Annotated in this window: 12 protein-coding genes; 10 read left to right on the forward strand and 2 right to left on the reverse strand. The window is 66.0% G+C overall.

What is annotated here, in order from left to right; translation table 11 throughout:
* Window positions 1-191 precede the first annotated feature (191 nt).
* The 6 genes from Q9R14_RS13990 to Q9R14_RS14015 all read left to right on the forward strand — a co-directional run bounded on the left by Q9R14_RS13990 (window position 192) and on the right by Q9R14_RS14015 (window position 6,499).
* Window positions 192-3,422 (forward strand): YdbH domain-containing protein, encoded by a 3,231-nt coding sequence (locus tag Q9R14_RS13990; protein ID WP_306002794.1) that lies wholly within the window; start codon window positions 192-194, stop codon window positions 3,420-3,422.
* 77 nt (window positions 3,423-3,499) lie between these two features.
* Window positions 3,500-3,688, forward strand: coding sequence for a YnbE family lipoprotein (locus Q9R14_RS13995; RefSeq protein WP_055754620.1), 189 nt, complete (start codon window positions 3,500-3,502; stop codon window positions 3,686-3,688).
* 33 nt (window positions 3,689-3,721) lie between these two features.
* Window positions 3,722-4,081, forward strand: coding sequence for a DUF1318 domain-containing protein (locus Q9R14_RS14000; RefSeq protein WP_174085432.1), 360 nt, complete (start codon window positions 3,722-3,724; stop codon window positions 4,079-4,081).
* 201 nt (window positions 4,082-4,282) lie between these two features.
* A complete protein-coding gene (locus Q9R14_RS14005; protein ID WP_265150008.1) occupies window positions 4,283-5,416 on the forward strand; it encodes a DNA cytosine methyltransferase in 1,134 nt (377 codons plus the stop codon).
* Between the two features lie 6 nt (window positions 5,417-5,422).
* A complete protein-coding gene (locus Q9R14_RS14010) occupies window positions 5,423-6,004 on the forward strand; it encodes a GIY-YIG nuclease family protein (protein WP_265150007.1) in 582 nt (193 codons plus the stop codon).
* Between the two features lie 48 nt (window positions 6,005-6,052).
* Entirely contained in the window at window positions 6,053-6,499 is a 447-nt protein-coding gene (locus Q9R14_RS14015; protein ID WP_265150006.1) for a COG3650 family protein, read from the forward strand.
* Between the two features lie 71 nt (window positions 6,500-6,570).
* On the opposite strand, the gene Q9R14_RS14020 is transcribed toward Q9R14_RS14015, so the two are convergent.
* A complete protein-coding gene (locus Q9R14_RS14020) occupies window positions 6,571-7,335 on the reverse strand; it encodes a LytTR family DNA-binding domain-containing protein (protein WP_265150005.1) in 765 nt (254 codons plus the stop codon).
* 91 nt (window positions 7,336-7,426) lie between these two features.
* Window positions 7,427-8,182, reverse strand: a complete 756-nt coding sequence (locus Q9R14_RS14025; RefSeq protein ID WP_066553876.1) for a TetR/AcrR family transcriptional regulator — start codon at window positions 8,180-8,182, stop codon at window positions 7,427-7,429.
* 177 nt (window positions 8,183-8,359) lie between these two features.
* Here Q9R14_RS14025 and Q9R14_RS14030 point away from each other — a divergent pair, with 177 nt between their 5' ends.
* The 4 genes from Q9R14_RS14030 (at window position 8,360) to sucD (ending at window position 14,556) form a co-directional block, all read left to right on the forward strand.
* Complete coding sequence (locus Q9R14_RS14030; RefSeq protein ID WP_265150003.1) at window positions 8,360-10,600, forward strand: TonB-dependent receptor; 2,241 nt, start codon at window positions 8,360-8,362, stop codon at window positions 10,598-10,600.
* A 142-nt stretch (window positions 10,601-10,742) separates the two neighbouring features.
* A complete protein-coding gene (locus tag Q9R14_RS14035; protein WP_265150002.1) occupies window positions 10,743-12,278 on the forward strand; it encodes an MFS transporter in 1,536 nt (511 codons plus the stop codon).
* A gap of 127 nt (window positions 12,279-12,405) precedes the next feature.
* A complete protein-coding gene (sucC, locus tag Q9R14_RS14040; protein ID WP_055808784.1) occupies window positions 12,406-13,596 on the forward strand; it encodes an ADP-forming succinate--CoA ligase subunit beta in 1,191 nt (396 codons plus the stop codon).
* 57 nt (window positions 13,597-13,653) lie between these two features.
* Complete coding sequence (gene sucD, locus Q9R14_RS14045; protein WP_045809475.1) at window positions 13,654-14,556, forward strand: succinate--CoA ligase subunit alpha; 903 nt, start codon at window positions 13,654-13,656, stop codon at window positions 14,554-14,556.
* Window positions 14,557-14,707: the final 151 nt, after the last annotated feature.

Genomic DNA, 14,707 nt, shown 5'->3' on the forward strand with positions numbered 1-14,707 from the left:
ACAAACGGTTAACGTGCGTCAGACAAAGCTCGACGATGCAGGGATCCCGACTGGTCGATTCGCCGTTATCTGGCCCAGCTTGACCGGCAGGAAGCGGGCGCCGAAAACCGACCGTCACGCTTTGATCTTGTGCTGGGGGCAAGGATGACCAAGGTGGACGGCCCGCTGTTTCAATCACGCGATCGATCCGTTTGACCGACACACCGTCCAAGCCGAAGCCAAAGCCGCAGGCCAAGACCCGTCGCATCCTGCGCGCCGTTGGCGTCGGCGTTCTGATCCTGGCGCTGCTGATCGGCGTGGTGGCGGCCCTGATCTATCTCAATCGCCGTGCGGTGGCTCGCAATGTCCTCGTCGGCTGGCTGGACCAGCGCGGGATCCCCGCCGATGTCGAGGTGGAGCGGATCGAAATCGACGGCTTCGTCGGCCGCATCCGCATCGGCGATCCCGACAATCCGGATGTCGTGGTCGAGCGAGCCGAGGTCGATTACGCCGTCGCCCTGCCGTGGTCCAGGTCGGGCCTGGGCTTGACCCCCAGCCGCATCCGCCTGCTGCGACCGGTCGTCCGGGCCAGCTTTAAGGGCGGAAAGCTGTCGTTCGGCTCGCTGGACCCGCTGATCAAGGAGTTCACCGGCGGACCGCCGCGCCCGGATTCGCGCGGCCCCCTGGTCATCGTCGAGGGCGGCCGTGGGCGGTTGAATACGGAATACGGGCCGGTCGATCTGTTGGCTGACGCCCGGATCGACGACGGCAAGCTGATGCGGCTGGCGGCGCGGCTGCCGAAGGCTGCGCTGAAGAGCGGCGAGACGCAGGCCCGGGGCCTTTCCGGCCTGCTGGATCTGACCACGACCGGCGACCGGATGGCGATCAAGCTGTCGGCCGCCGCCGACAGCTTCGCGACACCGGCGGCGCGGGGGCAGGGGGCTGCGCTGACGCTGACCGGCGATCTGCCCTATCCGGATCTGAAGACGCGGCGCGGCGACGGCCGGGCGGTTCTGGACGCCCGCCTGACGGGCGACCGCCTGGGAACCTCGACGCTCAGCGCCCGCAGCGCCGATGTCGCCGCCCGCTTCGACGGCGTCGTCTCCGGCTGGATCGAAACCTTCCGGCTGGACGGCGAAGCCACGACCGCCCTGAAGGCGGCGGCCGTCGAGGGCGCGGACCTGCGTATCTCCGATGTCGCCGCGACGGCGACGCGCGGCAAGCTTACGGTGTCGCGCGACGACGCTGTGCGCTGGCGCATGCAGGGGCCGCTGGGCCTGACCGCCGGTTCGGGACGGACGGGTCAGACGACGATCGGCGGACTGTCGTTGACGTCGCGCGACCTGGCCTTGGGCGGCAAGGATGCGGCCTTCGAGGCGACCGGGCCATTGAGCGCGACCTTCGACCGTTTCGGTTTCGGCGACCTGGCGTTGAAGCGCGGCCGCGCCGACCTGGATCTGGACGTGGTCAGCGACGGCGGGGTTCAGATTGCGGCGAACGGCGCCCTGCGCGCCGCCGACGGGGCCTGGCCCCTGTTCGGCGCGGTCGGCCGCGACGACATCGCCGAACTGGCCGAGATGAAGCGCGCGCTGGGACGCTTCGCCCTGAACGCGCCCGCCCTCCGCTTCGCCACGGGCGCGGCGGGCACGACCGTTTCACTGTCGCGTCCCGTGACCTTGACGCCCGCAAACGGCGGCGTCCTGACAGTGGCTCAAGGTCAGGGCGCCGCCTATCAGGCCGAGCCGGGGCGGCTGGGCGGCGGGGCGCTGACCCTGAACGCAACGCGCGGCAAGGGCCTTCCGGAAATGTCCGTCGCGATCCCGAACTGGCGTCTGACCGAGGGCGGGTTCGAAGCCATGCTGGACGGTCGCGCCCGACTGGATTTCGACCTGGCGCGCGGCATCGACGCCCGGACGCGCGGCGTCCTGGCTCTGAACGCCGGCCGGCTGACCTATGCGACATCGGACTGCGTCGATCTGACGGTCGAGCGGCTGGAGCTGGACGAGAACGATGTCCATCAGGTCGCCGGCAAACTGTGTCCCCAGGGCGGTCCGCTGTTGACGTCCAAGGACGGCGTCTGGCGCGTCGCGGGCGGGTTCAGTCAGGTCTCAGCCCAGGCGCCCTTCCTCGGCATGCGGTTCGCCGACGCCTCGGGCCGTGTCACCGTCGACGGGACCAAGGCGGGGATCGGCCTGATTGCCAATGTGGCGGCCGCCCGCGTCATCGACGCCCTGACGCCGGAACGTTTCGAACCGCTTTCCGCCACAGGATCTGCGACGCTAGCCAACGAACGCTGGAGCGGCGCCTTCGATCTGAAGGGCACGGGCGCGGCCGCCGCCTATGGTCTCGGCCGACTGACCCTGGCGCACGACGGTCGCACCGGATCGGGCGGCATCGTCATCACCGCCCCGAAGGTGACCTTCGCCGAGCATGGGCTTCAGCCGGCGATGCTCAGCCCGCTCGCCGCCGATTTCCTGCAGTCGCCGGTCGAAGGCGCCGTCAGCTTCGACGGCCGCTTCGACTGGACCAAGGACGCCGAACCGACCTCCAGCGGCCATCTGGTCACGCCGGGCCTGGATTTCGTCAGTCCGGTCGGGGCCGTGAAGGGTCTGCGCGGCGACATCGTCTTCAGCAGCCTGACCCCCCTGATCACCGCTCCGAACCAAAAGCTGACGGCCGACAGTCTGGCCGTCGGCACGGCGGTCACGGCGCTGGATGTGACCTTCTCGATCAACGAGGCCGGGGTGCTGATCGACGGCGCCCAGGTCGTCGCCGGTGGTGGGACCGTCTCGGTCGAGCCCTTCACCGTCCCGCTGGACGCGAGCCAGCCCTACAGCGGCGTGACTGTGCTGGACCGGGTGCAGCTGGGCGATATCGTCGCCGACACCGGCTTTGACGACAAGGTTCAGCTGGACGCCGTCGTCTCGGGCCGCCTGCCCTTCATCATGGACCCCAAGCGCGGGCTCAAGATCACCGCCGGCAAGCTGGAGGCCGTTCAGCCGGGCCGCCTGTCCATCAAGCGGGACGTCCTGACCGACGTCGCCGCCAGCGGCGGGGGCGGCGAGGTGTCGGAAAACGTCGTCGAGGACCTGGCCTATCAGGCGATGGAAAACCTGTCCTTCGATCAGCTCAGCGCCGATGTGAACAGCCTGGACGGCGGCCGTCTGGCGGTCCTGTTCCACATTCGCGGCCGCCACGATCCGCCCAAACGCCAGGAGCTTCGCCTGACGATCGGCGAACTGATCAGCCGCCAGTTCCTGAACCGCAAACTGCCGTTGCCGTCGAACACCCAGATCGATCTGACGCTGGACACGACCCTGAACGCCAACCAGCTGATCTCGGATTTGCTGGCCGTCAATCGCGCCCGTCAGGGTCAGCAGGAGGCGACGCCCGCGCCCGTCCCGGCGCCCAACGCCACGCCCATTCCGGCGCCTGCCGATTGAACTTCACCATTCAGCGCGCGTTCATTGGACGGCGTGCTATTAGAGACATCACCCTCGGCCGAACCGGAGCCCTCGTCATGATCCACAAGCGCCAACTGGCCGGCCTCGGTTTCGGAGCCGTCGTCGTCGCCCTCGCGGCCTGCGCCCCGACCATCCGTCTCGAGGTCGCGCCGATCCAGATCTACGCCAAGCTGGACGCCGACGTGCGCGTTCGTCTGGACCAGGAGCTGCAGCAGCTGTTGCAGCAGAACCCCAACCTCTTCTGATTTCCCGCTTCTCTCTGAAAGGGACAGGCTGACATGACCTTCCGCAAACTCTTCGTCATCGGCGCCGCCGTTGCGGCCCTGGGCGTCGCGGGCGCCGCCCTCGCCCAGACCAGCGCCCAGAAGGCGCAGATCGACCAGGCCAAGGCCGCCGGCACCGTGGGTGAGCAGGCCGATGGTTATCTGGGCTTCCGCACCCCGACCTCGGACGCCAGCCTGCGCGCCGCCGTCGACGCCACCAACGCCGGCCGCCGCGCCGCCTACGCCCGCAGCGCCGCCGACGCCGGCACCTCGGCTGATGTCGCCGGCGCCCGGATGTTCGAGGCCCAGCTGCTGCCCCGCATCTCCTCGGGCCAATGGTACCGCAACGCCCAGGGCCAGTGGGTCCAGCGCTAAATTTAAGGTCTCGCTGTTTGAACAGTCCGGCGCACTATCCAGTGCGCCGGGCTTCCGATTCATGCGTCGGACGCCATCAGCAGATGGTGAATCGATTTTGCCACATCTGGCGTCATCTGCCCAACTTGAGGCATTTTCTCCGCCAGATGCCTTGCATCCGTGCTATGAGCGGAACATAGGGCGAACGAGCTGAGCACACGTATGCCGACATTTTATGAATTTTTTGCCGGCGGCGGCATGGCGCGGGCCGGCCTTGGTAAGGCTTGGAACTGTCTCTTTGCCAATGATTTCGATTCGAAGAAGGTCGAGTCGTATACGGAAAATTGGGGTTTTGACGAGGTCGTTCGTGATGACGTGAATAATGTCGATGTGAACGATCTTCCCGGGCGGGCCGATTTGATTTGGGCGTCTTTTCCTTGTCAGGATTTGTCCTTGGCCGGCGGTGGTGCGGGTCTCAAAGGTGCTCGCTCGGGCACTTTCTGGCCCTTCTGGAACAAGGTGCAGGGCTTAGCGGCGCAGGGGCGCAAACCCAATTTTGTTGTGCTGGAAAATGTGACCGGCATGCTTTCGTCTCATAAGGGAAAAGACTTTCAAGCAATCTGTCAGGCCTTGCACGACGGGGGGTATCACTTTGGCGCTGTTGTCGTAGATGCTGCTCATTTCGTGCCGCAGTCACGCAAGCGCGTATTTATCGTGGGCGTAGCCACTGAGTTCGGCTTGGGCGTCGATTTTGTTCAAGATGCGCCAGACGATACCTGGCATCCCAAACCCCTTCGGACGGCCTACTCCCATTTAAATGACGACCTGCGCCGCGAATGGGTATGGTGGCGACTTCCCGAGGTCGCTCCACGTGCTGACCAATTTATAGATTTGTTTGAAGAATCGCCTGCAGACGTAGCTTGGCATTCCAAGGCAGAAACGGCGAAACTTCTCGGGATGATGTCGGATCGTAACCGACGGAAATTAGAGGAAGCCCGGCGTAAGGGTGAGCGTGTAGTGGGCACCCTCTATCGACGTACTCGTCCTTCGGCTGACGGCGGTGTTCAGCGCGCGGAGATCCGTCTCGATGGCACAGCGGGTTGTTTACGCACGCCAAGCGGCGGTTCGAGCCGCCAAATCGTCGTTTGTGCTGACGCGCAAGGGGTGCGATCGCGTCTGATTTCCTCTCGCGAAGCAGCTCGTTTGATGGGGCTGCCAGACACCTACAAGCTGCCGAAGAACTACAACGACGCTTACCATCTACTCGGTGATGGTTTGGCCGTGCCTGCCGTAGCATTCATAGCCAACGGCCTAATTCTCCCGATGACAGAGGTAGATTTGGCTAATGCTGCCTGAGGCAGAATGAGTCAGGAGTTCAGAGATCGTGCCCTTAGAGGGCTCACCAATCAAACCGGCGTTTACGCATTGGTCGATCTTGATGGTGTGCCGATCTACATTGGCCAGTCCATTGATGGAATTCGGGCGCGCGTACGCCGTCACCTGACATCTGCGCGTTCCGACATAATCGCCAACCGTCAAATCGATGTTTGGGAAGTTGCTGAAGTCTGGGCTTGGCCTGCCCAAGGGCAGGAAGCAATCAATGCTCTGGAAGCGGCGCTTTTCGCCAAGTTTGATGGCCAAAGTCCGCTCATGAATGGCTCGATACCACTGTCGATCGTGCAAGTTCAGCCGGTTGACCCAGTTCAAACACTCGCCGTGATGGATGCCGCTGAGCGCGATCGCCGGAAAGACCCCGCGGTGCGGCTACCTCGCCAGATTGAGCATTATCAACGGTTAGTGGATTACATCCTCGTTGTAAAAGATGCGCCGCATCTGAGGCGCTCGGTAGATGCGCACTATGCCCGGCTCAGCCGTTATCATCGTGGGTTCCTGCACCAAGATGTCGTACCTATCGGCTCGGACGATAAGGCAGACGCCCCTTGACCGAGGGCGGCGGGGACCTCACCTGCGCCCGAACCAAAAGGAGCCGTCATGCGCCTCATTCCGTTCGCCATCGCCCTTGCCGGCCTTTCGCTCAGCGCCTGTTACGACCGCGAGGATTCCAAGCCCAAGCCGGCGCCCCAGCCCCAGGCCGCCGTCACCCTGGGCGGCGTCGATCTGGGCCAGCCGGTGCGGGCGCTGGGGACCGAACCCTTCTGGGGGGTGGAGATCACGCCGGACGCCCTGATCTACACCCGTGTCGATCAGCCGACCCAGCGCGCGCCGAACCATGGCGCGACGGTCCAGGGCACGGTCGCGACCTTCGCCAGCTCGACCAATCTGAACAAGGCGCTGAACGTCGTGCTGATCGCCACCGAATGTTCGGACGGCATGAGCGACCGCACCTATCCGCTGACGGCCAAGGTCGAGATCGGCGACGACAAGTTGACCGGCTGCGCCGCGCCGGCGTCGATGCTGACGACCCAGCCCGCGCCCTAGCGCGTGATCGTTTCGGATCGGGGCGCAACGCGGCCCCGTCCGAAGCGTGAATCATGCGCTCAAAGAGAGCGTCACCACCATTCGGCGTCGCGCAGCATCCGGGCGTAGCGGCGGCTGACCGGGGCCGACAGGCCACCGTCCAGCGTCAGGGTCGCGCGCCCGTCGCCGCGTTCGACGGCGCGCACCGCCTCGCGCGCCACCCACCAGCTGCGGTGCGTCTGGGCGCCCTCCAGCCCCTCCAACTCTTCCACGGCGTCCGACAGCCGCATCAGGATCAGGTCCGATCCCCGGTCGGTGTGGATGCGCAGATAATGGTCCTCGGCCTGCACCGCCCGGATCGTCGCGCCTTTCAGCTTCATGGGCAGACGATCCAGAAACCGCACCGGGCGGGCCGCTGTCTCGGGCGGCGCCGCATGGGTCTGGACTGGCACGGCCCGCCCCAGAAAGACGTTCAACGTCGTCACCGCCGCCGTGATGACCACGACGGGCACGATCAGCTGCGGCAGGACCGCCAGCGGATAGAGCTTCTGAGCGAAGAACAGGCCCGTCGCCGCCCAGACGATGACGCACAGCGGCCCGGTGATCACGACAACCATGACCGCGATGGTCAGCCACGGCCGCTCGTCCGAATCCAGGAACCGGCTGACCAGCGCCCCGCACAGATGCCCCCACAGTCCGCCCAACACCATGACCAGCACCCAATAGGCCAGCCGCACGGGCAGCGATGCGCCCGCGCTGCCGAAGGCGCCGGTCACCGCCAGAAAGACGCCTGCCAGAACGGCGACGATGAGGCCGCGCAAGAAGGCGCGGCGGCGGTCGGCGGCAGGGGCGGTCATCGGGGCTTTCGCAGTCGGAAGATCGCGCCTTGAAACCATGATTTTCGGCCGGGCGAAAGCCGGGCGCGCAACGGCCGGTCGGCGTGAACGATCAGCCCTGGCGCGGGGTCATTCCCGCCACGGCGCGGAACCCGGCCGCCGCGAACCGGACCATATAGTCGCCGGCCGTCTCCAGATCGCCGGACCGCGCCCGCCCGTTCGACAGCCGGTCCAGGCGCCCGGTCTCGCCCAGCGTCAGGGTCAGGGCGCCCGACAGATTGTGATAGCCCCAGTACAGATCGACCTCGCTGGCGCCCGGCAGCACCTTGGCGATCAGCTCGATCAGCCGGTGGATGGCCGGGTCGAAATAGCGCGCCATCGTCTCGCCGCCGAAGCTGGGGTTGGCGTTGGTCTGGGCGACCAGGGCGGAATAGTGTTTCCAGCCCGGCCCGCCCTTCAGCGACCATTCGAACGGCGGCCGCAGGAAGGCTTCCAGCAAGCCCTCCAGCGTCATGTCGTCGCCCGCCGTCTCGGCATAGCGATCAATGGCGGCGACACGGTCGTCGTTCCAGACCTCGGCCCGGCGCAGGAAGACGGCGTCGAACAGCTCGCGCTTAGCCCCGAAATAGTAGTGGACCAAGGCCGTATCGACGCCCGCCTCGCGCGCCACCTCGCGGATGGTGACGCCGTAGAAGCCGTGTTTGGAAAACAGATCCTCGGCCGCATCCAGGATCAGATCGCGCGTCTCGCCCGCCGCCTTGGCCTCGGTCTTGGGCGGCCGGCCGCGCCGCGCCGGGGCAGCGCCCGCCGCCTTGCGGCGCGCGGCGGCGACGGGGCGGGAAAGGGTGGCGGCGTCCGGCTTGCTCATCCGGCAAGGCTAGGCCCACGACCGCGACGGTGCAACGGCGCCACGGTCGGGGAGCCAAGTGACGCTGCGTCAGTCCAGTGTTTGACAGATGGCCGAAACCGGGTAGGTTCCGTGAAAATCATTGAACGCTGAATAAAAGCGTCCATCGGGCTGGAAACGACAAAGGGGTCGAGGATCATGAACCGTCATGTGAAGTGCGCGCTGCTGGCCGGCGCGGCGTGGGGCGTGCTTGCGGGGGCCACGTTTGCCCAGGACGCGGAGGCGACCGCTCAGGCCGCGAACGCTCAGGACGCCGCAACCGTCGACGACATCGTCGTCACCGCGCGCCGCCGCGCGGAAAGCCTGCAGGATGTGCCGGTCGCCGTGACCGCCGTCACCGGCGAACAGCTTGAGGCGCGCGGCGCCCTGGACATCACCGAACTGGCGCGCTCGACGCCCAGCCTGACGCTGAACGCCGCGCGGGGCTCGAACTCGACCCTCATCTCCTTCATTCGCGGCGTGGGCCAGCAGGATCCGCTGTGGGGCTTCGATCCCGGCGTCGGCCTGTATATCGACGACGTCTATGTGGCCCGTCCGCAGGCCGCCGTTCTGGACATTTTCGACGTGGAGCGGGTCGAGGTGCTGCGCGGTCCGCAAGGCACGCTTTACGGCCGCAACACCATCGGCGGCGCCATCAAATATGTGACCAGCCGCATCAATGCGGACGAGCCCGAGGGACGCCTTCGCGCCTCCTACGGCAGCTATAACCAGCGCGACGTGATCGCCAGCGCTCAGCTGCCCTTCAGCGACGAGTTCAAGGTCTCGGCCGCCCTGGCCCGCTATCTGCGCGACGGCTACGGCAAGAACCTGAACACCGGCAACGAACACTACAACAAGGACGTGACCGCCTTCCGCGCCAGCGCGGAATGGAGCCCGACCGACAGCCTGTTCTTCCGTCTGGCCGGCGATCTGGTGAATGACGATTCCAACGCGCGCCACGGCCACCGCGAGTTCGCCCCGTCGCCTGCCGATGTCTATGACACCAACGCCGGCGCCGGCGACAAGAACCGCGTCCAGACGCGCGGCGTGTCGCTGACCGGCGAGTGGGAGATGAGCGACATGTTCACCTTCAAGTCGATCACCGCCTATCGTGAAGGCCTGACGCGCGGCAACATCGACTTCGACAACCTGCCCCAGCCCATCCTCGACATCCCCGCCGCCTATGACGACGACCAGTTCAGCCAGGAGTTCCAGGTTCTGGTCAGCGCGGGCCGCCTGAACGGCGTCGCCGGCGTCTTCTATATGGACGCCAACGCCTCGGGCGCGTTCGACACCGTCGTGGGTCTGGCCAATCTGACGACCCTGACCTCGGGTTCTGTGGCGACCAAGAGCTACGCCGCCTTCGCCGACTTCTCGTATGACTTCACCGACGCCCTTTCGGTCTCGGTCGGCGGTCGCTTCACCAAGGACGAGAAGGAAGGCACCGTCTTCCGCCAGCAGTATCTGGGCATTCGCAGCCCCTATTTCGGCAACAACGCCGCCGTGCCGCTGGGCGCGCCGCGCACCAACTACACGCGCACGCGCGAGTTCGAGAAGTTCACGCCGCGCGTCTCGGTCAACTACAAGTTCGGCCCCGATCTGACGGCCTATGCCTCCTGGGGCGAGGGCTTCAAATCGGGCGGCTTCGACATGCGCGGCGATGCGGTCCTGTATCCCGCCACCGTCAACGGCTATGCCCCGGAAACGGTCGAAACCTATGAGATCGGGCTGAAGGGGTCGCTGCTGGATCGTCGCCTGACCTTCGCCACCGCGATCTTCGATTCCAGCTACGAGAACCAGCAGATCACGACCCAGTATCCGGCCGGCGCGACCGTCGCCTCGGTGGTGGACAATGTCGGCTCGTCCTCGATCCGCGGTTGGGAGTTCGAAGGCCGCCTGCGCGCCACCGACGCGCTGACGTTCAACGCCTCGCTGAGCTACATCGACGCCAAGTTCGACCAGTTCCTGGCCTACATCCCGACGGCCTCGGGCAATACGTCCTGCCCGACCCTGCCGGGCTGCGTCGTCGACGTATCCTCGCAGCGCGACTTCCAGAACACGCCGGAATGGACCGGATCGATCTCGGCCAACTACAACTGGGTCATGGAGAATGGCTCGTCGATCGCCTTCATTCCGTCGGTCGCGTACCGCGGCGCCTATCAGCAGTTCGAGACGCCCGCGCCGCTGCTCGATCAGGACGCCTACTGGATGTATGACGCCAGCATCGTCTGGACCTCGTCCGACGACCGCCTGACCTTCGGCGTCCACGGCAAGAACCTAGGCGACGAACGCTATCGCGTCGGCGGCTACACCTTCCCCGGCGCCCTGACCGGCAACTCGATCATCGGCTTCTACGGCCCGCCGCGCACCGTCACGGCGACCCTGGGTCTGAAGTTCTGATCCACATCCATAACGCCTGACGACGAGGGGCGGCGGTCTCCGGGCCGCCGCCCCTTTTCGCTCCGCCAGGCCTATTTTGCACAGGGCGGACTTGCGGCTAGGCTCGCCTCAACAAACAACAAGACGCCGAGGGGAAACGCCGATGACGACGGAGACGCTGACGGTCCAGGAGGCGCGGCCCGAGCGGCCCGAGCGGCCTGAGCGGCCCGGCTACCGCTACTATGTGCTGGCGGTTCTGATCCTGATCTACATGCTGAACTTCCTGGATCGCCAGATCATCGGCATCCTGGCCGCGCCGCTGAAAGAAGAGTTCGGCATGTCCGACAGCCAGTTCGGCCTATTGGGCGGCATCGCCTTCGCCTCTGTTTATTCGACATTGGCCATTCCCCTGGCCTGGCTGGCGGATCGGTTCAGCCGGGTCTGGATCATGACCGGCGCCCTGGCCGTCTGGTCGGGCTTCACCGCCCTGTGCGGCATGGCCGGGTCGTTCGGCCAGCTGTTCTTGTGCCGGATGGGCGTGGGCATCGGCGAGGCGGGCGGCGTGGCTCCGGCCTATTCGCTGATCGCCGACTATTTCCCGCCCCATCAGCGCGCGCGGGCCATGGCGGCCTTCGCCTTCGGCATTCCGCTGGGCATGGCGGCGGGGACCCTGGTCGGCGGCCTGCTGGCGGCGACCTATGGCTGGCGCACCGCCTTCATCGTGGTCGGCCTGCTGGGCGTGCTGGTCGCACCCCTGTTGCGTCTGACGGTGCGTGATCCCAGGCGGGGCGGCACAGACGCCATCAAGACCGAGGCGCAGGTCGCGGCCCTGGCGGCCGTGCCCGTCGGCACGGACCGGGCCGGCAAGATCGCCGCCCAGATCATGCTGGGTCTCGGCGCCGGTCTGCTGGTCCTCGGCGCCTTGAGCTGGCTGATGGGTCTGTCGCTGGGCAATCCGCTGGTGCTGGCGTTCGGCGGTCTGCTGGCGGTGGTGATCGGCGTTTCGCTGATGATCGCGCGGCGCACCGCCTCGGTGGTGATCAAGAAGCCCAGCTTCTGGCTGCTGGGCCTTGGCGCCGCCTCGTCGTCGGTGTGCGGCTATGGCGTCGCCGGCTGGCTGCCGCTGTTCTTCATGCGCAGCTTCGACCTGACCCTGAAACAGACCAGCATCTACTATTCCGGCATCGCCCTGATCGGCGGCATCCTGGGCATCTGGCTGGGCGGCATGATCGCCGACAAACTGTCCAAGAAGGGCAAGGGCGCCTATCCGCTGACGCCCGCCGTCGCCTTCCTGATCTCGGCACCGTGCTTCATCCTGGCGATGAACTCGCCCTGGCTGATCGGCCTGGTTCTGCCCGGCGGCGGCAGCCACGTTCAGCAACTGACCCTGGCCTTCCTGATCTTCCTGTTGCCGACCGGATTGAACCTGGCCTGGCTGGGCCCCATCACGGCGGCGGTCCAGCATCTGGTGCCGGCGGCCATGCGCTCGACGGCCTCGGCCCTGTTCCTGTTGCTGAACAATCTGCTGGGGATCGCGGTCGGCTTCTACTATTTCGGCTGGATGAGCGACCTGCTGGCGCCGCGCTTTGGCGAGGAGAGCCTGCGCTGGGCCATCTATACCGGCATGGGCTTCTATGTGCTGGCCGCGATCCTGCTGATCGGGGCGTCGCGAACCCTCAAGAAGGACTGGGTCGACTAAAGGGGGCCTGTGGACGCTCGCACCTGCGAAGGCGAAGCGCTCAAGCAGGCCGAAGGCCGGTAGCGCAATGCAAAAGAGCGGCCTATAAGCCCCGCAACTCTCCCAGCAGCGGTTGCGACGGTCCCCCATGAACATTCACGAATATCAGGCCAAGCAGGTCCTCAAAGGCTTCGGCGCACCCGTAGCCGAAGGCGTCGCGGTGACGTCGGTCGATCAGGTCGAGGCGGCCGCCAAATCGCTGCCCGGCCCGCTCTATGTCGTGAAGTCGCAAATCCACGCCGGCGGCCGTGGCAAGGGCAAGTTCAAGGAACTGCCGGCCGACGCCAAGGGCGGCGTTCGCCTGGCCTTCTCGGTCGAGGAAGCCGTCGCCCACGCCAAGGAAATGCTGGGCAACACCCTGGTCACCGCCCAGACGGGCGACGCCGGCAAGCAGGTCAACCGCCTCTACATCGAGGACGGCGCCGACATCGAGCGTGAACTGTACTGCTCGCTGCTGGTCGATCGCGCCTATGGCCGCATCGCCTTCGTCGTCTCGACCGAAGGCGGCATGGACATCGAAACCGTCGCCCACGACACGCCCGAGAAGATCCAGAACATCGTCATCGACCCGAGCGCGGGCGTGACGGACGCCGACGTCGCCGCCATCGTCGCCGCCTACGGCCTGACGGGCGCCGCGGCCGAAGACGCCAAGTCGCTGTTCCCCGCCCTGTACAAGGCCTTCGTCGAGAAGGACATGGACATGCTGGAGGTGAACCCTCTGATCGTCATGAAGGACGGCCACCTGCGCGTTCTGGACGCCAAGGTCAGCTTCGACGGCAACGCCCTGTTCCGCCACGACGACATCAAGGAACTGCGCGACGAAACCGAAGAAGACGCCAAGGAAATCGAAGCGTCCAAGTGGGACCTCGCCTACGTCTCGCTGGACGGCAACATCGGCTGCATGGTCAATGGCGCAGGGCTCGCCATGGCGACGATGGACATCATCAAGCTGTACGGCAAGGAGCCGGCCAACTTCTGCGACGTCGGCGGCGGCGCCGGCAAGGAGAAGGTCGCTGCGGCCTTCAAGATCATCACCGCCGACCCGAACGTCCAGGGCATCCTGGTCAACATCTTCGGCGGCATCATGAAGTGCGACGTCATCGCCGAGGGCGTGGTCGCGGCTGTGAAGGAAGTGGGCCTGAAGGTGCCGCTGGTGGTGCGTCTGGAAGGCACCAACGCCGAACTGGGCAAGAAAATCCTGAACGAGTCGGGCCTGACCATCCAGGCCGCCGATGACCTCGACGACGCCGCCCAGAAGATCGTCGCGGCGGTCGGCTAAGGCTTCGGCCTTACTCGCCACCGCCCCGCTGACACATCGAATTCAGAGCACAGACCCATGTCCATTCTCGTCGACAAGAACACCAAGATCATCGTCCAGGGCCTGACCGGCAAGACCGGCGGCTTCCACACCGAACAGGCGCTGGCCTATCACGGCACCCAGATGGTCGCCGGCGTGCACCCCTCCAAGGGCGGCACGAACTGGACCGGATCGCACGGTGAGAGCCTGCCGATCTACGCCTCGGTCGCTGAAGCCAAGGACGCCACGGGCGCCGACGCCTCGGTGATCTACGTCCCGCCGTCGGGCGCGGCCGCCGCGATCATCGAAGCCATCGACGCCGAAATCCCCTTCATCACCTGCATCACCGAGGGCATCCCGGTGATGGACATGGTCAAGGTCAAGCGTCGCCTGGAAGGCTCCAAGTCGCGTCTGCTGGGCCCGAACTGCCCCGGCATCCTGACGCCGGACGAGTGCAAGATCGGCATCATGCCGGGCAACATCTTCAAGAAGGGCTCGGTCGGCATCGTGTCGCGTTCGGGCACCCTGACCTATGAAGCCGTGTTCCAGACTACCAATGAAGGCCTGGGCCAGACTACGGCTGTCGGCATCGGCGGCGACCCGGTCAAGGGCACCGAATTCATCGACGTGCTTGAGCTGTTCCTGGCCGACGAGGAAACCACCTCGATCATCATGATCGGCGAAATCGGCGGCGGCGCGGAAGAAGACGCCGCCCAGTTCCTGATCGACGAGGCCAAGAAGGGCCGCAAGAAGCCGATGGCCGGCTTCATCGCGGGCCGCACGGCGCCCAAGGGTCGCACCATGGGCCACGCCGGCGCCGTCGTCTCGGGCGGCAAGGGCGATGCGGAATCCAAGATCGCGGCGATGGAAGCCGCCGGCATCCGCATGTCGGAATCGCCCGCGCGCCTCGGCAAGACCTTGGTCGAAGTCCTGAAGGGTTAAGCCTTTCCAAGTGCGCGCTGCGCGCGGGCGCTATCGCTTGCCGCGCGGCGGCTCGCTGCTTGAGCGCCTTTTCGGCATCAAAAATGCCGTGTGACGCATCGATGGACGCCCTCGGCTCAGGCCGGGGGCGTTTTTTCTTGGGCCTGCGACC

This window comes from Brevundimonas sp. C43 (assembly GCF_030732185.1).
In the GTDB taxonomy this organism is placed as follows: Bacteria; Pseudomonadota; Alphaproteobacteria; order Caulobacterales; family Caulobacteraceae; genus Brevundimonas; species Brevundimonas diminuta_C.

What these genes read in the sequence shown, in the direction of transcription:
- Q9R14_RS14010 (WP_265150007.1), top strand. Translation starts at nt 5,423, where the DNA reads ATGAGTCAGGAGTTCAGAGATCGTGCCCTTAGAGGGCTCACCAATCAA.
- Q9R14_RS14035 (WP_265150002.1), top strand. Translation starts at nt 10,743, where the DNA reads ATGACGACGGAGACGCTGACGGTCCAGGAGGCGCGGCCCGAGCGGCCC.
- Q9R14_RS14015 (WP_265150006.1), top strand. Translation starts at nt 6,053, where the DNA reads ATGCGCCTCATTCCGTTCGCCATCGCCCTTGCCGGCCTTTCGCTCAGC.
- Q9R14_RS13995 (WP_055754620.1), top strand. Translation starts at nt 3,500, where the DNA reads ATGATCCACAAGCGCCAACTGGCCGGCCTCGGTTTCGGAGCCGTCGTC.
- Q9R14_RS14030 (WP_265150003.1), top strand. Translation starts at nt 8,360, where the DNA reads ATGAACCGTCATGTGAAGTGCGCGCTGCTGGCCGGCGCGGCGTGGGGC.
- sucC (WP_055808784.1), top strand. Translation starts at nt 12,406, where the DNA reads ATGAACATTCACGAATATCAGGCCAAGCAGGTCCTCAAAGGCTTCGGC.
- Q9R14_RS14025 (WP_066553876.1), bottom strand. Translation starts at nt 8,182, where the DNA reads ATGAGCAAGCCGGACGCCGCCACCCTTTCCCGCCCCGTCGCCGCCGCG.
- Q9R14_RS14005 (WP_265150008.1), top strand. Translation starts at nt 4,283, where the DNA reads ATGCCGACATTTTATGAATTTTTTGCCGGCGGCGGCATGGCGCGGGCC.
- sucD (WP_045809475.1), top strand. Translation starts at nt 13,654, where the DNA reads ATGTCCATTCTCGTCGACAAGAACACCAAGATCATCGTCCAGGGCCTG.
- Q9R14_RS14000 (WP_174085432.1), top strand. Translation starts at nt 3,722, where the DNA reads ATGACCTTCCGCAAACTCTTCGTCATCGGCGCCGCCGTTGCGGCCCTG.
- Q9R14_RS14020 (WP_265150005.1), bottom strand. Translation starts at nt 7,335, where the DNA reads ATGACCGCCCCTGCCGCCGACCGCCGCCGCGCCTTCTTGCGCGGCCTC.